This is a genomic window from Antarcticimicrobium luteum (genome assembly GCF_004358185.1).
In the GTDB taxonomy this organism is placed as follows: domain Bacteria; phylum Pseudomonadota; class Alphaproteobacteria; order Rhodobacterales; family Rhodobacteraceae; genus Antarcticimicrobium; species Antarcticimicrobium luteum.
Genome location: NZ_SMUV01000049.1, coordinates 1 through 22202 on the forward strand (window position 1 = coordinate 1; position 22202 = coordinate 22202).

A 22202-nucleotide genomic window follows, 5' to 3' on the forward strand; every position below is an offset into this window, starting at 1 on the left:
GTCAGGCATGGGATGTCTCCAAAGAAAAACCCCGCACAGGGCGGGGCGATTGCAGAAAAAACGGATCAGGGATCAGATCAGGGTTTGGACGCCGGGCCCCAGCGCCGCTCGATCAGCTCGAACAGCCCGCGCGGGCCGAGGTAGCTGACCACCGCGACCACGCCGGTCGTCACGGTCGGCGGCAGACCGCCCCAGGAGGCGCCGGCCTCGGCCACCACCGCCATGGCCACCGCCGTGGGCGCCTCCCAGGCCAGATGCCAGCCGATCCACGGGCGGCGCCCGGCCCGGGCCTCCTGCCCGTGCCAGATCAACCGGGCCAGACCGGCCACGATAAGGGTGGTCACGCCACCGCCGAAAATCGCCTGCATCCATCCGATCAGGCTGGTGGGTTGGGTGGGGTCGTGCATCCTGTTTCCTCCGGGCACAAAAAAACCCGCGCGCGGCGGGTGCCTTGATCTCAACTGTTCGGGGCGCTCAGCGCACCAACCATTCCTCGACGGTCTCGGAGACATCCCGCATCCGGATCCAGCGCGGCCCGACCGGCTGGCCCGCCAATACCCGGCAGATGCCGATGACACCAACCGCATCCCATTCCGGGCGCTCAAGGCGCGGCGTGTAGGGGATGCTCGGGTCATAGGCGGGGTTCAGCACCTTGCGCTGCTGCGTGGTGCGGGTGGCGTCCTCTGGCACGGTCACGCCCTCGGGCAGCGCGTCGACCGCATAACTGTGCTGGACCTCTTTCGTGGTCTCACGCTCGACCTCGACCATGCGCGGTTCGCGGTGAGTGCCAAGGTCGTTACCGGCCTCATCCACCATCGGGAACTCGTCAAAGATCGGCTCTTGAACCGTCTCAGTGATCGTGCGCTTGACGGCAACACCGTCCACGATCTCGATCACGTCGCGGGTGCGGGTCACATCCTCGGTCGCCTGCACGGTTTCTGCCGTGGTCTCGGTGACGGTTTCGACCCACTCGACAACCTCGTAATCTTCCATGAGGTAAGACCCAAGGTCGTCTTTCAGGTACTTCTGGTTCCATTTCAACGGCGCGGCGTTGCCGAGACTGTCATGGGTGCCCGAGATGACCCCGATCGGCTCCTCACCCGGATCAGCGGGCCGGATATAGCCGTCCTCCAGCACCACCGACACGCCGCGCATGTCACGGCCCATGATCTCGGCCAAGATGCGCGGGAGCCATTCCGCACACTCAGCCCGGTCAGCGCCCGCCGAAATCGTGCCGGGATCCGAAAATATCGCCCCATCGCCCCGGAGGCGAAATTCGACGTCGCCAGAAGGCCCGCCCGAAATGGCTTGCAGGAAGGAAAAGGAGGTCGCTCCCGCCGTGGTCGCAATCAAAGACTGCACCACACTATCGAATGTGGCCCCGGTAGACCAAAACCGGCTTAGCCACCCGGAGGTTTGAGCGGTTCGGAAATCAAACGGAGATGCGGGTGTGGTCGTTCCGATCCCAACGTTTCCAGACCCGTCAATCCGCATCCTCTCCAAGCTGTTCGTCTGAAACCGGATCGGGTTGTTGTCGGTATTCCCGAACGTTCCGATCCCGGCCAGAAGGCCGATGTAGGGGAAGGAGGTGCCGGTGCCGTCGAACCGCATGTAGGCGCTGGTATTGGCCGTGGACTTGAGCCGGGCCATAAGGGTTTGGGTGCTGGACTGAACATCCATCAGCATGACCGGGGATGCCGTGCCGAGCCCAAAGTTCCCAGATCCGTCAACACGCACACGCTCAGCGTTATTGGTGAAGAGCGCGACGGAACTGATCAAGCGGCTCAGTGCGGTCCGAGTGATCTTAACCGCCGGGCTGGCAAGGGTCCGCGCATCGTTCAGAGCTTCCAGGCTCAAAACACCCCCGTTCGCCAGTATGCGCCATATGCCCTCGTCGGCCCCGGCATTGGTGTCCTCCATCAGGATTGCGGGTGCCACAGAAGCCAGTGCAAAATCGGTTGCCGTTAGTGCGCCGAAGTCCATCGCGTCCCCGGTGGTGCCGATTTTCCTCCAGGCGCCCCAGCTGATCGTGCTGTTGGATTTTCGCACAAGGCTTACACCGTCATTCGGGACAAAGTAGATCTGCGTCGTTTGGTTTGGGGCCGGGCGAAGGACCAGCACCAGGTCACTGATAGTGGTAGTCACAGACGGCAACGTCCCGAGCGTGACGCTGTTGTCCACCTTATAGACCCCATTAACGAGGTCATGCCTGTCGATATTGTCGAGCGTGGCCGGGGTGCCGGTGCCCCACCCGAAAGCCCCCACCTTCAGTAGCCGCCCGGCGGTGGCGTCGGTGGGGGTGGACTGCACCGCCGCCCCGGTGATGCTTGCCGCCTCCAGCGCGGTGAACTTTGCCGCGGCCGGCACCGTCAGCCCGATGGTGGTGGCGTTGAGCGCGGCTCCGATCACCGTGCTGTTGCTCGCCAGCCAGTCCAGAAAGGCGAGCATTTCGGCGCGGTGCGTGGTCGCGAAATGCTGGAACAGCGCGTACATCTTGGCGTCGAAATCGGCCTCCGGCGCGCTGCGGTTGGGAATGGGCGGCCATTCGGAAAAGCCGGGCATGGTCATCGCTGGATCGCTCCTATTTCAGGGTTTTCATGACAAGGGTGAAGACGCTGTCGCCGGCGGCATCGAGCGGCTGGGTGTGGTCATCGACAAAGCCCAGCCCCTCGATCCCGTAGAGCCCGCCGTCGGGCGAGCCGTAGAAAGAGACCACCAGCCCATCGACCTCGGCGATCACATCCATGACGCGCGGGGCCTGGATCGTCGGCACCTGCAAAGGGATGGTGATCTTCCGGGTCGAGCCGCGTCTGACCAGCATCTCGTCGCCGAAGCTGTCATAGTCCTTGCGGCTGTGGCTGACGTGCTGAACCTCGGCGCCGTTCAGCACGGTCCCGATCAGATCGTTGCGGCCCAGGATGATATGGCCGACCTCGGCCACGGCGCCCGGCGCGGAAATCGTCAGGTCGATCCGGTGCCCGATATAGCCCGGGAACCCGTTCAGCACCTTGTGGCGGGCATAGGCGATGCCCCCCCAGAACCAGGTATAGGCGCTGACCACCCGGCCCTTGTCGACCATGACAAAGCTCTGATCGTAGATCCGCGAGGCGCCGTCCCAGACCTCGATCCGCACGGTCCCGGCGGTCAGGCCGAACAGGGAAATCGCATCGCAATCCATCGTCGGCACGATCGAATAGGTGATCTGATCGGTGCGGCTGGCCCGGTTGGCGCGGCGATTGTCAAAGGCGCTCCAGCGGTTGGTGGCGCGCAGATCGAGCCACCATGTGCCGTCATCGCCGATCGGGTCATGGGCGATATTGCCGTCCTGCATGCTCTCGTAGATCCGGTGCGACAGCGGCGAGATCACCTTCGCCCCTTTGGTAAAGGTAGTGCCCGCATCCCAGGCCGGATGGTCATCCTCGGGGATGTTCGAGGCCACCAGATGCGCCTCGCTCATCAGCATCGGGGCGATGATATTGAGCTCCATCAGATCCGCACCTCCGGCAGGCCGTCGTCATTCCAGCCCTCGACCAGCTGGGCGATCTTGCGCACGAAGAGCTCCAGCTTCTGGCCCTGCACCGCCGCCTGCCGCGCCAGCCCGTCCAGCCGCTCCACCACCTGGCGGTTGTCGAGCATCGCCATGGTGTCCGAATGGCTGACCACCCGGCTCGGGCCGGTGTTCTCCAGCTCCCAGCCGCGCTCGCCCACCACGCGCCAGCCGCCCATATGGGCGCCGCCGCCGGCAAACCCCGGGATCCCGCCCAGACCGATGACCTGCTGGCGCAACCCCTTCAGCGCGGCGCGATCCCCGGGGATGGCACGGATCGCCTTGTTGATCGCGAAGATCTGCTGCTCCAGCCCGCCCGGCCCGTGGAATGCCGCCCTGAAGGCCGTGACCGCCTCGGCGCTGCCGCTGATCCAGTCGGCCTGATAGGCGATCGTGCCGTCCTTGTTCTGCTTCAGGATCGCATCCTTGCCCCCTGCCCGCGCCAGCTGCGCCCCGGTCGAGGCCTCGAGCGCCCTGACCTGATCCACCAGCGAGGCTGCCGAGGATTTGCGCCCGTTGACGTCCACCTTCAGATCCGCGCCCTTGATGTTGAGCGCGGCGATCCGGCCTTGTGCCTTGCGATCGGCGATATCGTCGCGCACCGCCGCGCGCAGCTTGTCCAGCATGCCGGTCAGCCCCGACAGCGGCTTGCGCAGCCCGGCGACCTTGTCGGCCGAGTCCGCGAAGAGGGTTTCAAACGCCTCCGCCGGCGAGAACGAAATCCCCCCATCAAAGGTGATCTTGCCGTCGCCGGTGCCGCCGATCATGTCGCGCAGCCGGTTCAGCCTCCTGATGGCAGTGTCCCCCGCCTTGGTCAGCGTGATATTCACCCGTCGGGACAGCCGGCTATCCTCTGCCAGAGCGAGCCGCTTTGCCTCCTCCGGGATGTCTTTGACGACAACCATCCGGATGTCGCGCCGCAGCGCGTCGTCGGTTTTCAGGGCGATCTTTGCCTGCCGTTTGGTCAGGTCTTTGCGGACGACAAAATCGAGTGTCTGGACCTGATCCTTGAGCCCCTGGACCGCGATCCACCGCAAATCCGGCGTCAGGTCATCGCGCCGAATGATGAAATCCAGCGTGGTGCGGAGCCCGCCCTCCGCCGCGCCCACCAGCTTGCGCAGCCACGCCGGCGCGGTGCCCGACAGCGACACCGCCACATCCAGCTGCCCGACCAGATCGTCATAGCTGAAGGCCTCGGCCTCCGCGATCGCGGTCTCGAGCCCCTTGAGAGAGGTTTCAAAGGCGGCGACCGTGCCGTCCCAGTCGGCGGCCAGATCCTGCACCCCCTGGCTCAGCCTGGAGACCTCGGAATCGGTCATCCCCTCGAGCTGAAGGAAATTGCCAAGGCTGGTCAGAACCTCGATCTGGCGCTCATAGAGCCCCTGAAGAACGTCCTGGTTGGCGCCCTGCAGATCCGACAGACCGGCAATGAATTGCACCTGGCCCTGCACCTGCGCCGCGATCCGGCGGTACTCCAGCGAAGACGAGGCCCCGGCCTGCGCCGCCTGCAGATAGGAGCGTGCCAGCGCCGGGATATCCTGCGCCGCCTGCACATCGCCGCCGCGCGCCAGATCGAGCGCCGTCTCGAACCGGTTGCGCCGCAGCTCGCCCGCCTGGGCCTCGCTGGCCCCGGAGAGCCCCGCCTCTGGCAAGCCCTCCCTGAAATCCCGCAGCGATTGCGCCGTCTTGTACCAGAGCTCGGCCGCCGCCCTGGCATCCGCCGCCATGTCGCGGGCGGTCTCGATCCGGTCGGCCATCGCCCCGCCGATCCGCTCCACCAGCCCGGTGACGCCAAGCGACAGATTGGCAAGCTGCGGCAGCACCGCATCCATCGCCCCCGAGAGAGACAGCAGCCCCGCATAGAGCTTGCGCCCCGCCGCGCCGCCCAGATCGATCCCCTCGACCAGCGCACGGAACCCGGCGCGGCTTTGCGGCATGGCGACATTCAGCGCCGCGAACTGCGCCCGCAGCCGGCGCAGAGCGGTCTCGTTTTGCTCCGCATCGGAATGGAACGCCTCGAAATACCCGGCGGCCGCCGTCGCCATCGCCTCGGTGCCGCCGAAGAGATCAACCAGCATCGAGGCCGCATCGGCGCCGGCCAGCGAGACCGCCAGCGCCCGATGCCCCAGCAGATCCGCCACATCGTTCACCGCCCCCAGCCCGGTGCCGAGACGGTCCAGCGTCTCCAGCGCGCTCTCGCCAACCCGGGTGAACTTCTCCGTTCCCAGAACAAGCGCCGCCATCTCATTGGCAACGCTGGTGATTTCTGAATTCAGCGCCTGCTGGATTTCCGCCTCGGACTTGCCGTTGGTCCAGAGGGTGAACTCCGCCCCGGTGATCTTGCGGATCTTGCGTGCATTGAGATCCAGCACCCCGGCATAGCCTTCGATGCTGGCCACGACGCCCCGCATCGCGCCATCCATCATCGCTTCAAGGTTTTCGTCTACATCCTTGTAATCGGTACGGTTCTTGCGAAGAAACCCGCCCTTGTAGAAGTCGATCGAGGAGCCCTCGAAGCCCGAGGCGTCAAAGGCGCCGCGGATCCCGCTGCCGGCGTATTTCTGGCTGAGACCTTTGGCGAGAACGGCGCCAACGATTGCAAGCGGTGCCGCCATGCCCATCAGGCCACCGAGGGCGGATGCAGAGAACCCGTTGGCGAATACCATTCCGGCCTGCGCCCCGATGCCGCCGAAGTAGCTGCCGATGCCGCCGGTGAACAGGTTGCTGAGCCCGATCCCGACACCGCTGCTCAGCCCGCCGAGCAGCCCACCGCTCCCCAGCAGGCCGCCAAGGATGCCGGAGCCGCCAGATGCGCCGCCGGACCCACCGTTCGCCCCGGTCTGGAGCGACAGCCTGTCCAGCCCGAGAAAACCTGTGACCTCGGCAACGATGGGAAGAACGATTTTCGCATGGGCGAGCTGGAACGCGATGTCCTTCAGCATGCCCTTGATCGTATCGCCCAGATTGCCGCCCTCGAACGCGGTGCGGGTGATCTGTTCCGACCATTGCTTTTGCAGGTCTTCGACCCGCTGCAACGCGCCTTCAAGCTCCTCGATCCCGGCCAGCTGCCCCGACAGGCTGCGGATCTGCTCATCGCTGAGACCCGCCGCCTCCTTGCCAAGACGCTGCTGGACCTGCAAAAGCGCCTCGAATTCGCGCCGCTGCTGACCGGTCAGACCGACAAGCGTCTTGCGCTGGCGGATTTCCTGCAACAGCTGCGCGAGCGCGCCTTTGGCCGCAGCGCCGCCGGCAGACTTCAGCTTGTTGATCGCGCCAAGCTGCTTCTGATATTCTCCGCTCAGCTTCTGTTCTTCGGCGTAGAGCGCAACTTTCTGCTCGATTCCCTCCCGAACGAGGTCCCGCTGTTCCTCCTTGATGTCCTCCATCGGAGGAAGCGATGCCTCAAGCTCGGCGCGGTACTTTGCGATGTTCGCCGCCGCCTGATCTCCGCCGCCGGCCAGAACCGCGATCCCGGCCTTGAGCCCCGCGATATTGGCCTCGGCACCGGCCAGCGCCCCGGGCAGAGACGACACAAAGGAACTCAGCGTCGCGGCTTGTCCGGCTGCAACCGAGAGACCGCTGGCAAGGGAGCTGCTGGCCTGCGCCCCGGCATTCAGATTTCCGGCCGTGCGGTCAGCCGCAATACCGGCGGCATCAAGCTGCGCCTCGGCCGTGGCAAGCGCGGCCTCCAGTTCCTCGATCGCGGCCCGTGCTTCGGCCATACGGGGGGTTTCCCAAAGGCTGGCGCCGAAGAAATTCGTCGCGAAGGATGCCGCCTTCAGTTCAGCCTTCGCCGCCTCCAGCGCCTCGCGCGTTGCATCTCTCGCCGCCTCCGCCGCCCGCCGCATCGCCTCGGCATTCTTTGCAGACATGTTGCTGTAGAACGCATCCGTGGCAGCCAGCAGGGTGTCATGGGCGGACGCCAGCCCGCGCACCGCAACCGCGTAATTCTCAGCCGCCAGGAGCGAATTCGCCCAAGCGCCGCCGACCGCTGCGATCCCGCCGGCCAGCACGCCCCAGGGGCCCAGCGTCAGCAGCACCGCGCCGCGCAGCGCCACCACGCCCTTGATCAGCCCCCCGATGGCGATCGCTGCCGGGCCCGCCGCCGCAGTGATCGCCGTGCCCGTGGCGATGAACTGTTTGGTCTTGCCGCTCAGCCCCGCGAACCATTCGGCGGCATCGGCGGCCTTGTTCGCCAGGTTTTCCAGCGGCTGTGCCAGACCCACCGCCAGCTGATTGCCCACCCCGCGCCCGACCAGACCCAGCCGGGAAATCGCATCATTGGTCACCTCGATCTGTTCGGCGTCCACCTCGGAGACCGCCACCCCGAAACGCTCCACGTCCCGGCTCGCCGTGCGCAGGGCAGCGCTGTCGATCCGGGTAAAGGTGATCCCGGCGCGGGTTCCAAAGAGGGCCGTGGCCACCGCCGCGCGCTCCGCCTCGGGCACATATTGCGCCAGCGCGTCCTGAATCGTGACAAGGCGCTCGTCCAGCGGCAGCTTTTGCAGATCCTGCGCCCGCAGATGCAGGGTCCGCAGCGCCTCGGCCGCCGGCCCCTTGCCGGTCGCGGCCACATCCGACAGACGTTTTGTCAGCTGAATAGTGGCCTGGCTGACCTCGCCCATGGCCACGCCCGACAGATCCGCCGCCCGATCCAGCACCTGCATCGAGCGCACGCTCGTGCCCATGGACTGGGCCATTTTCGCCTGGGCATCGATCACCGTCAGGCTGGATTTCACGGCCACGGTCGCAGCGCCCAACAGCGGCAGGGTCAGGCCGAGCGCCGCCCGGCGCCCGGCCTGTTGCAACCGGTTGCCCATCCGAACCATGCGGCGCTCCATGTCGCCCATGGTCGCCATGGATCGTTTCGCGCCGGTCTCGAACGCAACCGAATCCAGAGAGAGAACGCCCCGAAGAGCGCCAATGATAGCAGCCACTTACCGCCCCTTCGTGTTGTGATAGTGCATCTGCACCAGATGCGCCCGAAACGCCTCGACCGCCTGCGCCCCGCTCAGCTTGCGGGGCCCACCGGACCCACCGCCAGACCCGTCCGCCTCGCGGCCCGCCCTGGTGAAATCCGGCATCTGTTTGGGATCGTGAAACGCGAACTGGATCAGGATGCCCAGTTCCTGGTGGAGCACCCGGCGCGCCTCCACATCGGCGTGTTTCGCCTTGATCCGCGCCCGGGTGATCAGATCGTATTCGCGCAGACTGCGCCGCCAGAAGTCGGGTGGATCAAGCCCCAGCTCGACCCACCCAGACCACAGGGTGGCCCAGTCTACGCCGCGACGTTTCCCGCCGTGTCGCCCCCTTCGCCCGCCTCATCCTCGCCCGCCTCGTCTTCGCCGGGCTGAAGAAACGGAAAGGCGCATTGCAGCGCCTCGGTCAGATAGGGCGAGCCGGCATTGGCCCCGCCCAGATCGGTCAGGATATCCATCGCCTCTTCCAGCGGAACGCCGGCGCCATCGGCCAGGCAGGCGGCCCAGACCGAGGCCACCAGCGTCACCCCGCCGGCGCCGCCAAAGAGATCCTGCAGGATATCGCCGATCTGCTTGCCGTGCTCCTTCTCCAGCCGCACCTGCGCCCGGATCGAGACCTTGAGCTTGTGGGTCTTCTTGCCCAGCTTCACCGCAACCGTGCTGATCATGCCAGCGCTCCTTTCACCCAGGCGATCGCGCCGGTCGGGCGCAGCTTCAGATCGGTCCGCATGTCGCCGTTCTTGTCGGTCGAGGGCAGCGACGGGATGATGTGGGTGGCGTATTTGAACACATCGCCGGCGGTCTGATCTGGATCGGGCGGAAACGTCACGCGGATGTAGATCGGGGTTTCCTGCGCCGACATCGCCGCGGCCTGTTCCCAGAGCTCCTTGGAATAGAAGCAGCCGATGGTGCCTTCCGAGGTATCCTTCAGCCCCTTTCCGTATTGCTTGAACCGGCCCGGCGTGTTCAGCGTGGTGCGGTCACGCCATTCCTGGGTGACCTCGGGGATGAACACCGTGTCAATGCCGGGGATCGGCGCAAAGTTCAGATCGACGTCATCCAGCGACCACTCAACGGTCACCAGGTCCGCCGGAATAGCGAAACCATCCATTCGGATTTCCTTTTCTGTCATTGAATGGGCCGCGCATGCGGCCCGGGGTTTCAGGCGCGATAGCGCACCAGAACATCCAGCATCTGCAGCCGGATCACATCGCCGCCGGTCTGCTCAAAGGAGTCCCGCCGCGATATCTCGTAGCAGCGGATCACCGATCCGCCGCGCAACTCTGTCAGGGTCTGCGAGACCCGCCGCGACAGCGCGGCGGTCCCGGCATAGCTCTGCGCCAGCACGTTGATCTGCACCCGCGCGGTCTCGTTGCCCATCCGCCGGTCCAGCGCATGCGCCGACCTTGTGCTGATCCGCTGCAGCGTGAGGCGCGGATAGCCCACATCCCGGCTGAACACGCCCCAGACCACCGGCGCCCCCAGCGGCCGCAGCGCGGCAATCAGCTCGCGTTCCATCAGGGCCCCGCCGCTTTTGCCGCCTTGCGCCGGGCCCGCTCGGTCGCCTTTTCGATTTCGGCCCAGACCTCGCGCTTGAGCACCTCCAGCATGCCGGCCGCATTGGCGTCCCAGGCCGGCCGCAGGAAGGGGCGCGCCGGCATCACGCCCACCGATTTGCCGGTCTTTGTCTGTATCCTCTCGACCGTCCCGAACTCATAAAGATGCGCATGCGGCGCATCGCTGCCATCGGGCTGCACCGGCCCGACATAGAGCGTCACCTTGCTGCGGCCCCGATCGCCACGTGCGCCGCGCGCCTGGCGCGCCGAAAGCTTGCTGGTCACCTTGACCGTGAAGGGCGAGGCCGCATCGGCCATCTCCGCCACCGGCTGCAGCGTCTTCTTCATCGCCCGGCGCATTGCCCCCTTGGAGGTGCCGCGCGCCAGCTCCGCCAGCGCCCGCTCGATATCGCCGGCCCCTTCGATCTTCATCCTGACCGCCATCTCACACCCCTTCGCTTGTCGTCAGCCGCCAGGCGGTCAGCTCGATCCAGCGCCGCCGGCCGATGGCCTTGACGCCGGTGATCTGCCAGTCCCGGCCCTCAAAGCGCAGCCGGAACGCCCCGGTGACCTGCGCCAGCCGCGGCGACCAGCGCAGAACAAACCGCGCATCGCTCTTTTGCTCCACCGCGGCCGCCCGCAGCCGCTCGCCATCGCTCACCGGCGCAAAGGAAGCACGCGCGCGGGCGTGCTCCACCCAGCCGCTCGGCAGCGCCTCGCCCAGCTCATTCTCCACAACGCTGGCCCGCAGCAGCACAACGAGCCGGTCCCGCCGCGGGATCCCGCCGGCGCTCATGCCGCGAACGCCCGGTAGCGGCGGGTCAGCCGGTCGATCCCCTCCTGCACCTGCCGCGGAATACCAAGCGCCGCGTCGGCCAGCGGGTGATCGTAATAGAGCACCACCAGCTCGCGCGCCGCCGCCTTGATATCCTCGGGCACCGCCGCCACCGTCTCGAACCCCGCCGTGAACGCCACCTCCACCGCGTCAGGGCGATCCGCCGGAACCGGCCAGGACCGCCCCGGCAGCAGTGCGATCCGGCGCAACCGGCCCTGCCCGGCCAGAACGTAATCCTGCGGCGGCACGACCGCGATGTTTCCGTCTTCCGCCCGGTAGCGCAGCGCCTCGACCGAAAGGATCCGCGCAAACGGCAGCCGCAGCAGATCCGCGCTGAACCCCTCCCCCCGGCGCAGCCACTGCTGCGCCACCAGCGGAAACCCCAGCCCGCCGAACCCGTCCGCATCCACGTCCAGATGCGCCGAGGCCGCCGCGATGGCCCGGGTGAGTTCAGCATCGAGCTCGGGATCCTCGCCCTCGGGCGCGATGATGCGCAGCTTGTCCTTGGCATCGGCCAGCGTGATCAGCGGCGCATTGCCCCCCGAGAGCCGTTCCAGCCACATCGCCGGGCTACTCCGCCGGCTCGGGGTCGGCAGGGACAGGCTGCCCGGTTTCCGGAATGCGCGCCGCCTTGTCCGCCGGCGCCCCGCCTTCGGCCGCCGCCACGTCCGGGCCCTCATCCGGGCCCCCATCCGGCATCAGCACGCCATTGGCCACCAGATGCGCCACCTCGCGCTCATCGGCCTCGCGCACGGCCCCTTCGGCATACCACCGGTCACCCTGATGCGGGCGTTTGACGATGTATCTCATCGCGCCTCTCCTGCTGTCTCACATGAAAAAGGGGGGCGCAGATCTCACGCCCCCCGGGGATCGGTTCAGATCAGACCGATCAGGCCGGATCAGACCACGTAGCCCAGATCGCCATAGATGAAGGCTTCGGGCCGGTAGATCGCCAGCGCCAGCCGCTCCTCGGCCAGGATGGTCACCATGTTGCGGGTGAAATCGTCATTCTCATAGCCGGTCTCGATCGAGGCATCCCAGCGATCGAAGATCTGCCCGCCCATGCGGAACGCCCCGGTCAGGAACTTGTCCATCGCGATCGCCTGGGTCTGAACCACCGGCAGGCGCCAGAGCATCGGCTGGGCGCTGCCCTGCGGATTGCCGATGATGTAATCTTCATTGGCGTTCTTGGTCAGCTCGATCCGCGCCCAGTCGATCGGGTTCAGCACATGCCCGGTCGCCGGATATTCCGCCAGCGCCGCCTGCAGCATCGCAAGGCGCAGCTTGTCGATCACGGTTTCCGCCGCCGGTGCGAACGCCGGCGCATAGGCGGTCGCATTGGGAATGATCCCGTGCAGGTTCTGCCCGGTGCCATCCCCGTTCAGGATCTGGAACTCTTCCTTGAAGTCGAGCCCATAGAGCAGGCGCTGATCGATCATCGAGCGCAGCTGCGAGACATCGCTCAGCGCCTGCCGCGACACCTTCATGTGGTGCGCGATGACCCGGGCCCCGGTCGATTTCTCCGCCAGCTTGATATCCGAGCCGGGCTTGGCCGCCCCCTCGGCCACTGGAGCCGCGTTGTTGTTGAACCCGGTCTCCTGCACATATTCCAGCGTATTGCCGTCCATCCGCCCCGGCGACAGCAGATCGCGCACCGTCATGCGCCGCTGCGGCAGTTCCTGCACCCCCGGCAGGCGGGTGACCGGCACGCCGGCCCCGACCGCGCCGTCGGTATCCGTGGTCGCCAGCGTCAGCGAGGCCTTCAGCTCCATCCGCGCCTTCGAATTGCGCCCGAACCCGTCAGTGCTGAAGGACTTGAACGCATCGCTCTCGATGAACTGCTGCCCGACGCTTTTGGCCGCCGGCGCCGCGCCGCCGCCCGAGCGGTCGAGCTTTTGCTCGAGTTCGTCCAGGCTGGATTTGAGCCCGTTCATTTCGACCAGCGCCTCATCGGCCTTTTGCTTGATCGCCTGGCCCAGTTCCTCGCCCGCCCGTGCCTTGCCGAGCGCCTCTTCGGCAATCCCTTTCACCGCCTCGACCTGACGATCGAACGCAGCTTTCGTTTCCGCTGCAAGCTCTGCAGCGGTTCTGGTTTCTCCCGACATCGGGAAACCTCCTTTGAATGTTAAGGTTTGGTCTGGCTCAGGCCCCCAGCAGCGCAGAATAGAACGCCACCGCCTCGGCCCCGGCCTCAGTCGCCGCTTTGGCAGGCTCCCCCTGCCCCTTCAGGTGGATGCGCGCGGCACGCTCCGCCTGTGCGTTCGAAAGGCCAAATCCCTTGGCCAGCTTTTCGAACTCGCGCTCCGTCAGCCGGTCCCCGGCCCGGAACTTTTCAATCACCGGCGCCGGCACATCGGATTTCGCCGCCACCCGCGCCTGCGGCAGCATCGGAAACGTCACCAGCGACACCTCCCAGAGCTCAACCTGCTCCAGCACCCGCAGGCCCGCCGCCGTCTTGCTCGAGGCCACCGTGCGATAGCCGATCGACAGCCCGTCGATCGATCCCGCCCGGATCAGCGCCAGCGCCTCGCGCCCCTTTGCCACCTCGCTCAGGATCCGCCCCTTCACCCAGAGCCCGCGCTCATCCTCGCGCGCCTCCTCCCAGACCCCGATCGGCTGGGCGGGATCATGCTGCCAGAGCATCTTCACCTTGCGCGCCTCCCCCGTCAGCCTGGCAAGGCTGGCCCCATAGGCCCCGGGCGCGACGATATCGCCGCCCTGATCCTCGATCCCGAAGAGGCTCGCATAGCCCTCGATGGCGCCGCTCTGCCCGGCCGCCGACAGATCGATGCCCATGTCCTTTGTCTCGATCGCCATCAGCTCTCTCCTGTCCCCGTGATCGGAATATTCTGCATCTGCATGCGCACCTCATCGCCGCCCGCCACCGGCTTGCGGCCCTCCAGCCGGCGCACCTCGTTGATGGTCATCGCGCCGATCTGAACCATGGTCTGATAAAATCCGGCCCGGCTGGCGCTGTCGCCGCGCAGCAGCCCCTCCATGTTGATCCGCACCGAGACCCCCGCCGCCCGGTCCGCCGGGCTCAGCAGCTGCTTGCGCACCGCCTGCTCGATCCGCTTCACCCGGCGCCGCAGATAGAACTTGGTGAACATCAGCACCTGCTGATCCACGCTGGTCGGCCAGGCGGTCGCATTGCCGGCATGGCCGATCAGCGCCGGCGGCACCTGGAAATAGCGGCAGATCTCCTCCACCGAGAACTGCCGGGTTTCCAGCATCTGCGCATCCTCGGGCGAGATGCTCAGATGGTCATATTCCATGCCCCCTTCCACCACGAAGGGTTTGCCCGAGTTCACCGCCCCGAGATACTTGCCGACGATCTGATCCGCCGCCTCGCGTTCGGTCGGGCTCAGCCATTCCTTGAACTTGATCACCCCCGAGGGGCGCAGCCCGTTGCGGAACATCCCCGCCGCCGCGCGATCGGCGGCCAGCGCCGAGGAAAACGCCTGTACCCCGAACCGCAGCGTCGACATGCCCCCCAGAGCATTGCCGCCCGGGCCGCGGATATGGAACACATCCCGGTCCAGCCGGACGAAGGATTTGCCCTCATCGCTCCAGCGGTATTCGATCCGCCCGCTTTCCAGCCGCCGCACGCGCATCGCCTCCGGCGCCACCGGATAGAGCGCCACGATCTTGCCCTCGCGCCGCTGCACCGAGGCATAGGCATTGCCCCAGAGCTCGATCGAGAGGTTCATGAAGTCCCAGAAATCCAGCGCCGTCTGATCGAAGTTCGGGCTCTCATGGATCACCGCATGCAGCGGGTGCCCGGCGTCCACCTCCTGAAACCCGGCCCCGTCCCGGCGCAGCACCTCGAACGGCAGCGAGGACAGCGTGCCGCTGATCAGGTTGGCGCAGCCCCAGACCGCCGAGAGGCCAAGCCCCGAGCGCGCGCTGACCACCTCGCCCGCATGGCCGCTGTGCCCGTCGCGGGCAGGCGCATCCGCCCAGCGAACCGCACCCGCGGATTTGCGCTGCACCCCGACCAGCGACAGCGCCTTGCCGATCAACCCCATGCTCTACGCTCCCAGCGACATGAAAAAACTGTTGCGGCGATCCTGCGCGCCGGTGTCCTCGGCCACCTGGATCAGCGGCCAGAGCGCATTGATCAGCGCCACGATCCCGTCGATCTTGTCCTCGGGCACCAGCTTGGCCGGATAGATGTAATCGCCGCCCTGCACCTGCTTCAGCAGCGTGTTGCCCGCCATCCAGGTCAGAACCGGATTGCCGTCATTGATCAGCCGGCGATCCTCCACCGCCGCGATCAGCTTGTTGAAGGGCTCGTTCAGGTTCGAGGCGCGCGAGCGCAGCTCCACCGCAGTCAGCCCCGCCGCCTCCCAGGCCGCCGCCATCTGCGAGGCAAAGAGCGCGTCATAGATCACCATTTCAATGTCCAGCGCCGGCAGATCGCCCCAGCCCCAGCTGCCATCCCCGAGCCCGGCCAGCTGCAGAACCAGCGCCTCGACAATGCGCAGATCCAGCTCCGCCCCCGGCGTGGTGTGGACAAATCCGTCCTTCTTCCAGCCCCAGAGATGCTCGTTGCCCGGCGCATCGACCACCTTCTCGGGCAGGAAATGCCAGCTGAACACCCGCAGCGGCCCCTTGCCCGGATCCCCCTCGTCCGGGATCACCAGCGTCACGCTGGCCGGGTCATGCCGGGTGGCCAGGTCGACCCCGAGATAGCCCTTGCGCCCGGCAAAATCCGACAGCCGCAGCGTGGCATCCTCGCTGGCCCGCCAGGCCTCCATGTCCAGCGCCGCCGCGCCGACACTGGTCCAGATGTCCAGATGCTTGCGCAGGAACTCCCCCATCGCCGCCGGGCTCGCCGTCGCCTTCTCCCATTCGTCCTGCATGTACTCGATCGACTTGGCCGCATTGAGGCTCGGGTTGGCCTTCTCCCAGGTGGCCGGATCGCCCGGCTCGTCCCCCTCGTCGGCCTCGAAGATCAGCCCCAGGTAGCGATCGTTCTCCCGTGTGCCCTCGAGCAGGCTTTGCACGTATTTGCGCTGCTCGAAGCAGATCCCGCCGGTGTTGTACCCCGCCGTGGTGATCGCGATCAGCAGCGGGTGTTCCCGCGCCCCCAGCGCCGAGGCCATCGAATCCCACACGTCCCGCTTGTCGTGCTCGTGCAGCTCATCGACGATCGCGCAATGCGGGTTCTTGCCGTCCTTCGATTTGGTCTGGCTCGCAATCGGCTGGAACACCGCCGCCGGATCCGGCGTCTTGATCTTGTGCTCCTCCACCGTCAGCCCCAGCAGCTCGTCCAGGCCGGTGCCGTCAAACTCCCCGGTGAGCGCCATCACCCGCGCCGCGTCAAACACGATCCGCGCCTGGTGCGTCGAGGCCGCCGCCGAATAGACCTTCGCCCCCGGCTCCCCGTCCGCCCCCAGGAAATACAGACCCACCCCGGCCAGCAGCGTGGATTTGCCGTTCTTGCGCGGCACCTCCACATAGGCGGTCCGAAACCGGCGCAGCCCGCTGAGCATATGCCGCCAGCCGCCGATTTGCCCGATCAGGAACGCCTGCCAGCCCAGCAGCTCCAGCGTGTCGCCGCGCGCCGCCCAGGCCCCCTCGATATGCGGCAGCGTCTCCATGAAGGCGCACATGTGCTCCGAGGCCTCGGCATCGAACACATAGGGAAACTGGTCCGTGCCGGCCCGCGTCAGATCCCGGCGAAACCGCTCGCAGGCCTGCCGGATCCGCTTGCAGGCCGGGATCCGCCCCGACAGGATTCCGTCCACCCAGTCAAACGCCCGTTGCGTGACCGGCGTTTCCACCAAGCTCTCCGCCATCGCGCTACCCGCGCCCCGCCCGGCGCGTCAGCGGTTTGAACGGCGTCACCTTGCCGCCCGCCTCCGCCCGCCCGGCATCGCCCAGCAGATCCATGAACGAGGTCTGCGCGCCCATCCCGGTCTTGGCCCGCACATAGGGCGTGCCCAGCAGCTCCTTTTCCAGCGCCGCCAGGCGGTTTTCGTGAAACGCCCGCTGCTGGCACAGCCCCGACAGGAAGTTCCCCTCGGTCGCCTCGAACCCCTCGTCCACGATCAGCACCGACAGCCGGTCAAACGCCGCCCGGTGCACCGCATAGCGCACCACCTGACCGAACACCGGCTCATCCACCAGCCCGTCGCGCCTCAGATACCGCAGCAGGCTTTCGCCATGCCCCCGCTCCACATCGTCAAAATGAGGAGGCCAGCCGCCCAGGCGATCGACCAGCTTCTGCATCTCGGTTCCACTGTTCTGCATCCCCCCCCCCTCCTAAATTTCTGCGCGGAAAAATCCGCTTATCCCCGCCGGTTTCACGCCCGGAGCCCGGGAAGGTTCAACGCCCCCCCGGCCCGGCCTGCGCGCTTCTCAGCCCGCTGTTTCTTGCTGTCATGGCAGGACTTGCAGAGCGACTGCAGCGCCCCGAACCAGAACAGCCCATAATCCTCCCGGTGCGGCACCACATGGTCCGCAACCGTGGCCAGCTGCTTTGAGTGATCCGGGCACAGCCGGCACAGCGGCTCGGCCTCCAGCTGCCGCAGCCGCCGCCCGCCCTTGCCCCGCCAGCCCTTGCTCGCATACCACGTCCGGCTTGGCCGGCCCTCCCGGCGTTGCGCCTCCGAGGGCCGGTCCCGGTCCTGCTTTTCCGATCGGGCATGCGCCGCGCAATACCCGGTCGCAACCTCGACCAGCCGCGAACACCCGGGCTGCGCACAGGGCTTTCTGGGCATGGCGCCCCTTTCGATACTGTCTGAGGGTCAAACGAAAGCGCCCGGCGGGATTTCTCCTGCCGGGCGCAATTCGGTTCGCTGGTATTATGTCAATCGGGCTAGGATTTCGTCAACCCCTTTTTCCACGGTTGCCTCGGCGGCATCACCTCGGTGACCTCGAAAGCCGTCAACCCGCCGTAGATCCGAAAGGTCTCGCGCAGATCCCGCAGCGCGCCCCACCAGCCCAGCCAGCGCCGCCGCGCCGCCGCGATCTCCTGCGCCGAGTTGCGATAGCGCACCGGGCACAGCCGCACGTCGCACTGCACCATCCGTCCGCCCCGTCCGGGCGTCTCGATCCGATCGACCACCACAGATTTCGCCGACCACCCATGCCGGTTGCACTGCCAGTCCACCGGCTCGCAGATCGGTCGCGCATCGGCCATGCAATCCGGCACCTGCCCCGCCCGCGCCAGCTCGGCGATCCAGATGGCCATGCGCCGGCCGCCGCAGCCCTCGGGCAGCGCCGCCACCGCCGCCGCCACCGTATCGGCATCCGGGTGACAGGGCGATGAGCCGCCGCCATCGACCCGGCATCCAAGCTGTTCATGCCGGATGATCGCCGCCGTCGACGAGACATAGCCATAGCCCCAGGCCTGCATGCCATCCTCGCCCGCATCGAAGTCCAGCCGCACCTTTTCCCGGGCAAACGCCCAGTCCAACAGATCGACGATCGCGACCGGCCGCTTCGCCGCCCCGCGCGTCACCGCGATGCCCGCCATCCTGCGCTCCATTCTGCTCATGCCGCCCCCTTCGCGCGGGCCTGATCCGCGATGGCCTGGCATTTGCCCAAGGCCGCCCGGCGCCGGGCGCGAAACGCCTCCTCCACCGCGCTGATCCGATCGCCCCGGGCCAGCCGCATCTCGATATCGGCCAGCCGGCGCACCGGGGTGTCCGCGCGTTCCCGAAGCTTGGTCTGGCTCCATCGCCCCGGCCATTCCCGCCCCGCCGTGATGAACTCCAGCAGCTCAGGCGCCCAGCCCTCGCGGATCGCGGTCAGCCCCAGAACGTCCCGGAACACGTTCAGCATCAGCGGCGACGGGCCGGTCTCCGGCACCTCGATGTCCCGCGCCCGGGCGAGGATCTTGAGCGGGATCGGGAACCGGTCCCCGTTCCTGCCCTCGGGATGCGCCTCGACCCATTGCCGCAAGGTGACCAGCCCGTCCTCGCTCATATAGGCCAGCTTCTGGCGCAGCTCCTTCTTCATGACCTCGAACTTCGCCAGGGTCGCCGTCGACGGCCTGGCCAGCCCCAGCGCCTCCAGCGGTGCGATCAGGGTTTCCTGCACCCGCCTCTCGCCCGCCGCCTGCTCTTTTGCATCCATCGCCCTCTGTCTCCTTTCTCAGCAAATCCGACTTATCCACAGGCGGGGCGCCGCAGGTCTGGCGCGACCGGCCTGTTGTCCTGTTTTGTCTCTGTCTTTGTCTCTGTCGTGCAGGACACTTCAGGACAGTTTCCGTAAGCCTCTGTTTTAAAGCCAACTTTCCGACACTCTGTCCTGACACTGTCCTCAAGTGTCCGCGAACTGTCCTGCGGACAGTCTGCGCGCCGGCTTTACTGGCCCCTCTGCAGGCGGCGTCCGGTCAGATCCATCATGTGGGCCGACCAGGCCGCCATCGCCTTTTCGACCCAGGACGTGCTGCGATAGGCGCACCCCTTGTCGAGCAGCCATTCGTCGATCCAGCGGATCGCCGCATCGTTCTTGCTCATCTCGATATGCAGGCCCGCGACGGTCGAGCGCAGGCGCTGCAGCCGTTTCGAGATATTGGCGGCATCCATCTTCGCCCGGTTGTCTTCGCGCCGCGAGATCGCCTCGACCAGAGACCGAAGAACCGTCGCATGCATCAGGCGGATCTCACCGCCGTCACACAGGCACGGTTCCCATTTGTGCAGCGGCCCGTATTCCAGCGCGCAGAGCGCCCGGAAATGGCTCGGCTCGACAAAGACCAGCTTTGCCAGCACATCGAGGTCCGTGGGCAGCGTCCCGATCGGCGAGTTGTCATAGGCGATGTTGATCAGGTCGAAATACAGCCCCCGGCACTCCGGCGTGGCCTTCAGGCGCATGTCCGAGTTCAGCCATCGGCGCCGTTCCCAGACCATGAAATAGTGGCTGTTGAGCCGGTCATCCGAGGTCAGCGGGTACTCCGGCAGATCCTCGGTCGGGACCGGGTGGAAAAGGGCGGATCGGACTGTCATGCGAACACCTCGGTCAGGTCGCGCACCCTGCCCGACTGGCAAGGGGTGGCGTTCGACGCGCGCCACCGGCCCGCCAACGCCTGGCGGCGATAGCGGTGCCCCCAGCCGCGGGTCATGCAAATGTTGCGGCAGGTTGCCGGGCTGGCGCCGGTGAACGCGGCCAGATCGACAAGGGTGCAATCCCCTGCCGTCTCCCGCGTCAGCCACCAGATCTGATAGGCAATCCGTTCAATCCGCGCAGTCATGCGGCGGCCCTCCTCAGTTCGTCATGAAAGAACCCCGGCGCGCCCGGGTCGGTCAGCAGCACCAGAAGTGCGATATGGCTGGCCGGCGCCGTCACCGCCCCCCACCAGTTCAGCGCGGTCTGGAAGCTGACATCGAAAAACAGCGCCACCTCGCGCGGGCTGTTGAACCGGGCGTGGAAATAGGCCGACCAGAGGTCAGCGGCCCCCGCCCTCAGCGCATAGGGTTCAAACCGATTGGACCAAGAGCTTTGCCCGGACCCCGGGTTATCCCCGGGACATGGCGCATCATTGTTCACTATCAGGGTCAGACGCGGCGGGCGGCTCATGCGGCGGCCTCGGCCGGCGGGGGTGGCACCTTGAGGAAGGAAAACAGCGCACGCGGCGGCTCGGCCACCTGCTGCTCCCGCGCCATCTGGCAAATGGCATCATACCACGCAGCGGGCATCACCCCGTCCTGCATATGCGTATGCACCGTTGTCGGCTTCTTGTTCAGGCGCAGCGCAACAGCGCGGTAGCCGCCCAGGGCTTGGATCAGGTCACGAGTGCTCATGACCACAGGCGTAGTGCGATAATTTCGTATTTACAAGTGTGCGAAACTAACTTGATGCGATTTTATCGTATCTCCGCGATAGCTGTACCATGGACTATCTAGAGATCGAACGCATATGTCGCCGCGGTGACACCTCCCCGGAAGCAATCCACAAACGCCTTGTGGCAGCTCGCCTTATGACGGGAATGTCACAGAAAGAACTCGCCGAAAACGCTGGCATCAAATACACAACCTTTCGCTCTCAAGAGCAGTCCGGTGCGCCTTCCGTCAGGCTAATGTCCTATTTTCTCTCGGCCTTTCAGGTTGATTTCAACTTCATCCTGGGCGGTGACCCCGCAAGGCTGCCCGCCGACGTTCTTCGAGAGATAGCGAAGCACCTCGACTAACTCGCCACCAGAGAACAGGTGCGAATACCCAGTTCAAATTCACGCCCAACGGAACAAGGACGGCAGCAATAGCCCTCGGCAACATACGATTCCCCCACCATGTTCACGTTTTATTCTCATTAACAAAGCGTTTGCAACCCGAAGTAGTCCTTCCAAATTACGGTTATTTCGTATTTCTATGTTGACTGATGCGATTTTTTCGTATCTCTCTACCCCCATCAACCGATGGAGGATTGAATGCGAGACTTTAAGACAACCGTGTTGCGGGATGCCCGCCGGATCGTGGGATCGCCCGAGGATTTTGTGGATGATCCGGCCCAGTTCGCCGCTGCCTGGGCGGCCATGAAGGCCGGGCGCGGTCAGGGGTTCAACCCGGCCCGCCTCTCCCCCCAGCATCTCGTCGACCGGCCAGAGCCTGAACCGATCGAGCAGACCCTGCTCCGCACAGGGCAGAAGATCCGCGACGTCATCCAGGAAAAGAACATCCCCGTCCGCCGTCGCCATGTGGCTTGACCCGGTCCCGGCTCTCGCGATCCCGACCGACAGGCAACGTAGTCCCCGAACCAGAGCGGCAAACCCGCGCGGCCCGCCTGCGCGCCTCACATGACGACGACAGCAAGGCGGCGCGGGCTGGAGGATTGCCCGCGCCGCTGACCATCTGAGTTTCCGTCCCCGTTTGCGGTGCGGATCGCGCGGGCGGTGCAATCCTCCAAATCAAGCCGCCCGCGCACCAGACACAGAGGATTGCACATGTACCCCAGCACCGCCGCCGCGCGCCTTGCCCGGCCCCCGATCAAGGCTGACCCCGGGAATGGCAGCATCACGGCCCGTCCCAACCCGCAACAGCTCTACGTCACATCCCAGCGGATCGCCCACGCCCCGTTGCAGGGCCGCGCAGAGGCGTTCCGCAGCGCTGGCGGGCTGATGACGCCTCCGGGTGACGATCAATGGGATAACCAGCAGTCCCAATGGCGGGTCGAGCTGATGGAGATCCACGCCCAGGGCGACAGCCGGACCCACGCCATCTCCGCATGGCTGTACGAGGCCGGAAGGCGCCTCAACGCCCCGGCAGGCACTCGCGCCACCGATGGGCGCCCTGATTGCCCCTACAACGGTCAGGGCCTCGCCCCCTGATCCCGGCCGC

Annotated in this window: 26 protein-coding genes and 1 pseudogene; 3 read left to right on the forward strand and 24 right to left on the reverse strand. The window is 66.3% G+C overall.

Translation table 11 applies throughout. The features are described from left to right. Positions 1–77: 77 nt before the first annotated feature. From E1832_RS03950 to E1832_RS04065, 24 genes and pseudogenes are all read right to left on the reverse strand, one after another. Positions 78–407, reverse strand: a complete 330-nt coding sequence (locus E1832_RS03950) for a phage holin family protein (protein ID WP_133358436.1) — start codon at positions 405–407, stop codon at positions 78–80. Positions 408–474: 67 nt separating this feature from the next. Then, on the reverse strand, positions 475–2568 hold the full coding sequence (locus tag E1832_RS22855) for a peptidase G2 autoproteolytic cleavage domain-containing protein (RefSeq protein ID WP_245513808.1): 2094 nt from the start codon (positions 2566–2568) through the stop codon (positions 475–477). Positions 2569–2581: 13 nt separating this feature from the next. Further along, a complete protein-coding gene (locus E1832_RS03960; protein ID WP_133358437.1) occupies positions 2582–3487 on the reverse strand; it encodes a hypothetical protein in 906 nt (301 codons plus the stop codon). Continuing rightward, on the reverse strand, positions 3487–8484 hold the full coding sequence (locus tag E1832_RS03965) for a hypothetical protein (protein ID WP_133358438.1): 4998 nt from the start codon (positions 8482–8484) through the stop codon (positions 3487–3489). Before E1832_RS03965 ends, E1832_RS03960 begins: the two co-directional genes overlap by 1 nt. Continuing rightward, positions 8485–8688 (reverse strand): hypothetical protein, encoded by a 204-nt coding sequence (locus E1832_RS03970; RefSeq protein WP_133358439.1) that lies wholly within the window; start codon positions 8686–8688, stop codon positions 8485–8487. 137 nt (positions 8689–8825) lie between these two features. After that, positions 8826–9194 carry a hypothetical protein gene (locus E1832_RS03975; protein WP_133358440.1) on the reverse strand — a complete coding sequence of 123 codons (369 nt, stop codon included), beginning with the start codon at positions 9192–9194 and terminating at the stop codon, positions 8826–8828. Continuing rightward, positions 9191–9637, reverse strand: a complete 447-nt coding sequence (locus tag E1832_RS03980; protein ID WP_133358441.1) for a hypothetical protein — start codon at positions 9635–9637, stop codon at positions 9191–9193. Before E1832_RS03980 ends, E1832_RS03975 begins: the two co-directional genes overlap by 4 nt. Before the next feature lie 50 nt (positions 9638–9687). Continuing rightward, positions 9688–10044 carry a gp17 family tail completion protein gene (locus E1832_RS03985; RefSeq protein WP_133358442.1) on the reverse strand — a complete coding sequence of 119 codons (357 nt, stop codon included), beginning with the start codon at positions 10042–10044 and terminating at the stop codon, positions 9688–9690. Continuing rightward, complete coding sequence (locus E1832_RS03990) at positions 10044–10526, reverse strand: HK97-gp10 family putative phage morphogenesis protein (protein ID WP_133358443.1); 483 nt, start codon at positions 10524–10526, stop codon at positions 10044–10046. Before E1832_RS03990 ends, E1832_RS03985 begins: the two co-directional genes overlap by 1 nt. 1 nt (position 10527) lies before the next feature. Beyond that, positions 10528–10878 (reverse strand): head-tail adaptor protein, encoded by a 351-nt coding sequence (locus E1832_RS03995; protein ID WP_133358444.1) that lies wholly within the window; start codon positions 10876–10878, stop codon positions 10528–10530. Further along, a complete protein-coding gene (locus E1832_RS04000; protein ID WP_133358445.1) occupies positions 10875–11480 on the reverse strand; it encodes a head-tail connector protein in 606 nt (201 codons plus the stop codon). Before E1832_RS04000 ends, E1832_RS03995 begins: the two co-directional genes overlap by 4 nt. Positions 11481–11487: 7 nt before the next feature. Continuing rightward, a complete protein-coding gene (locus E1832_RS04005; protein WP_133358446.1) occupies positions 11488–11727 on the reverse strand; it encodes a hypothetical protein in 240 nt (79 codons plus the stop codon). A gap of 89 nt (positions 11728–11816) precedes the next feature. After that, a complete protein-coding gene (locus tag E1832_RS04010) occupies positions 11817–13022 on the reverse strand; it encodes a phage major capsid protein (protein WP_133358447.1) in 1206 nt (401 codons plus the stop codon). A gap of 229 nt (positions 13023–13251) precedes the next feature. After that, positions 13252–13734, reverse strand: a pseudogene (locus tag E1832_RS04015) (HK97 family phage prohead protease); the annotation flags it as partial. Then, positions 13734–14945, reverse strand: coding sequence for a phage portal protein (locus tag E1832_RS04020; protein ID WP_133358449.1), 1212 nt, complete (start codon positions 14943–14945; stop codon positions 13734–13736). The pseudogene E1832_RS04015 and the gene E1832_RS04020, both read right to left, overlap by 1 nt. A 3-nt stretch (positions 14946–14948) precedes the next feature. Next, the gene (locus E1832_RS04025; protein ID WP_133358450.1) at positions 14949–16721 is read right to left on the reverse strand and encodes a terminase large subunit; all 1773 of its coding nucleotides are present in this window, start codon (positions 16719–16721) and stop codon (positions 14949–14951) included. 4 nt (positions 16722–16725) lie between these two features. Then, complete coding sequence (locus E1832_RS04030) at positions 16726–17175, reverse strand: hypothetical protein (protein WP_133358451.1); 450 nt, start codon at positions 17173–17175, stop codon at positions 16726–16728. 53 nt (positions 17176–17228) lie between these two features. After that, positions 17229–17645, reverse strand: coding sequence for an HNH endonuclease (locus tag E1832_RS04035; RefSeq protein ID WP_206020999.1), 417 nt, complete (start codon positions 17643–17645; stop codon positions 17229–17231). 98 nt (positions 17646–17743) lie between these two features. Continuing rightward, positions 17744–18424, reverse strand: coding sequence for a hypothetical protein (locus E1832_RS04040; protein ID WP_133358452.1), 681 nt, complete (start codon positions 18422–18424; stop codon positions 17744–17746). Next, complete coding sequence (locus tag E1832_RS04045) at positions 18421–19005, reverse strand: hypothetical protein (RefSeq protein WP_133358453.1); 585 nt, start codon at positions 19003–19005, stop codon at positions 18421–18423. The genes E1832_RS04040 and E1832_RS04045 overlap by 4 nt, the downstream gene beginning before the upstream one ends. A gap of 230 nt (positions 19006–19235) precedes the next feature. Further along, positions 19236–19877, reverse strand: a complete 642-nt coding sequence (locus tag E1832_RS04050; protein WP_245513809.1) for a hypothetical protein — start codon at positions 19875–19877, stop codon at positions 19236–19238. Continuing rightward, complete coding sequence (locus tag E1832_RS04055) at positions 19874–20122, reverse strand: hypothetical protein (RefSeq protein ID WP_133358454.1); 249 nt, start codon at positions 20120–20122, stop codon at positions 19874–19876. Before E1832_RS04055 ends, E1832_RS04050 begins: the two co-directional genes overlap by 4 nt. Beyond that, positions 20119–20448, reverse strand: coding sequence for a hypothetical protein (locus E1832_RS04060; RefSeq protein WP_133358455.1), 330 nt, complete (start codon positions 20446–20448; stop codon positions 20119–20121). The genes E1832_RS04055 and E1832_RS04060 overlap by 4 nt, the downstream gene beginning before the upstream one ends. Continuing rightward, positions 20445–20672 carry a hypothetical protein gene (locus E1832_RS04065; RefSeq protein ID WP_133358456.1) on the reverse strand — a complete coding sequence of 76 codons (228 nt, stop codon included), beginning with the start codon at positions 20670–20672 and terminating at the stop codon, positions 20445–20447. Before E1832_RS04065 ends, E1832_RS04060 begins: the two co-directional genes overlap by 4 nt. Before the next feature lie 89 nt (positions 20673–20761). On the opposite strand from E1832_RS04065, the gene E1832_RS04070 reads away from it, so the two are divergent. The 3 genes from E1832_RS04070 to E1832_RS04080 all read left to right on the forward strand — a co-directional run bounded on the left by E1832_RS04070 (position 20762) and on the right by E1832_RS04080 (position 22192). Next, on the forward strand, positions 20762–21058 hold the full coding sequence (locus E1832_RS04070; protein ID WP_133358457.1) for a helix-turn-helix domain-containing protein: 297 nt from the start codon (positions 20762–20764) through the stop codon (positions 21056–21058). Positions 21059–21340: 282 nt separating this feature from the next. Next, positions 21341–21571, forward strand: a complete 231-nt coding sequence (locus E1832_RS04075; protein ID WP_245513811.1) for a hypothetical protein — start codon at positions 21341–21343, stop codon at positions 21569–21571. A gap of 237 nt (positions 21572–21808) precedes the next feature. Continuing rightward, a complete protein-coding gene (locus E1832_RS04080; RefSeq protein ID WP_133358459.1) occupies positions 21809–22192 on the forward strand; it encodes a hypothetical protein in 384 nt (127 codons plus the stop codon). Positions 22193–22202 lie beyond the last annotated feature (10 nt).

Excerpts from the sequence above, each read along its gene's own strand:
- E1832_RS03950 (WP_133358436.1), bottom strand. The coding sequence starts at position 407 with ATGCACGACCCCACCCAACCCACCAGCCTGATCGGATGGATGCAGGCG.
- E1832_RS22855 (WP_245513808.1), bottom strand. The coding sequence starts at position 2,568 with ATGACCATGCCCGGCTTTTCCGAATGGCCGCCCATTCCCAACCGCAGC.
- E1832_RS03960 (WP_133358437.1), bottom strand. The coding sequence starts at position 3,487 with ATGGAGCTCAATATCATCGCCCCGATGCTGATGAGCGAGGCGCATCTG.
- E1832_RS03975 (WP_133358440.1), bottom strand. The coding sequence starts at position 9,194 with ATGATCAGCACGGTTGCGGTGAAGCTGGGCAAGAAGACCCACAAGCTC.
- E1832_RS03980 (WP_133358441.1), bottom strand. The coding sequence starts at position 9,637 with ATGGATGGTTTCGCTATTCCGGCGGACCTGGTGACCGTTGAGTGGTCG.
- E1832_RS03985 (WP_133358442.1), bottom strand. The coding sequence starts at position 10,044 with ATGGAACGCGAGCTGATTGCCGCGCTGCGGCCGCTGGGGGCGCCGGTG.
- E1832_RS03990 (WP_133358443.1), bottom strand. The coding sequence starts at position 10,526 with ATGGCGGTCAGGATGAAGATCGAAGGGGCCGGCGATATCGAGCGGGCG.
- E1832_RS03995 (WP_133358444.1), bottom strand. The coding sequence starts at position 10,878 with ATGAGCGCCGGCGGGATCCCGCGGCGGGACCGGCTCGTTGTGCTGCTG.
- E1832_RS04000 (WP_133358445.1), bottom strand. The coding sequence starts at position 11,480 with ATGTGGCTGGAACGGCTCTCGGGGGGCAATGCGCCGCTGATCACGCTG.
- E1832_RS04005 (WP_133358446.1), bottom strand. The coding sequence starts at position 11,727 with ATGAGATACATCGTCAAACGCCCGCATCAGGGTGACCGGTGGTATGCC.
- E1832_RS04010 (WP_133358447.1), bottom strand. The coding sequence starts at position 13,022 with ATGTCGGGAGAAACCAGAACCGCTGCAGAGCTTGCAGCGGAAACGAAA.
- E1832_RS04020 (WP_133358449.1), bottom strand. The coding sequence starts at position 14,945 with ATGGGGTTGATCGGCAAGGCGCTGTCGCTGGTCGGGGTGCAGCGCAAA.
- E1832_RS04025 (WP_133358450.1), bottom strand. The coding sequence starts at position 16,721 with ATGGCGGAGAGCTTGGTGGAAACGCCGGTCACGCAACGGGCGTTTGAC.
- E1832_RS04030 (WP_133358451.1), bottom strand. The coding sequence starts at position 17,175 with ATGCAGAACAGTGGAACCGAGATGCAGAAGCTGGTCGATCGCCTGGGC.
- E1832_RS04035 (WP_206020999.1), bottom strand. The coding sequence starts at position 17,645 with ATGCCCAGAAAGCCCTGTGCGCAGCCCGGGTGTTCGCGGCTGGTCGAG.
- E1832_RS04040 (WP_133358452.1), bottom strand. The coding sequence starts at position 18,424 with ATGAGCAGAATGGAGCGCAGGATGGCGGGCATCGCGGTGACGCGCGGG.
- E1832_RS04045 (WP_133358453.1), bottom strand. The coding sequence starts at position 19,005 with ATGGATGCAAAAGAGCAGGCGGCGGGCGAGAGGCGGGTGCAGGAAACC.
- E1832_RS04050 (WP_245513809.1), bottom strand. The coding sequence starts at position 19,877 with ATGACAGTCCGATCCGCCCTTTTCCACCCGGTCCCGACCGAGGATCTG.
- E1832_RS04055 (WP_133358454.1), bottom strand. The coding sequence starts at position 20,122 with ATGACTGCGCGGATTGAACGGATTGCCTATCAGATCTGGTGGCTGACG.
- E1832_RS04060 (WP_133358455.1), bottom strand. The coding sequence starts at position 20,448 with ATGAGCCGCCCGCCGCGTCTGACCCTGATAGTGAACAATGATGCGCCA.
- E1832_RS04065 (WP_133358456.1), bottom strand. The coding sequence starts at position 20,672 with ATGAGCACTCGTGACCTGATCCAAGCCCTGGGCGGCTACCGCGCTGTT.
- E1832_RS04070 (WP_133358457.1), top strand. The coding sequence starts at position 20,762 with ATGGACTATCTAGAGATCGAACGCATATGTCGCCGCGGTGACACCTCC.
- E1832_RS04080 (WP_133358459.1), top strand. The coding sequence starts at position 21,809 with ATGTACCCCAGCACCGCCGCCGCGCGCCTTGCCCGGCCCCCGATCAAG.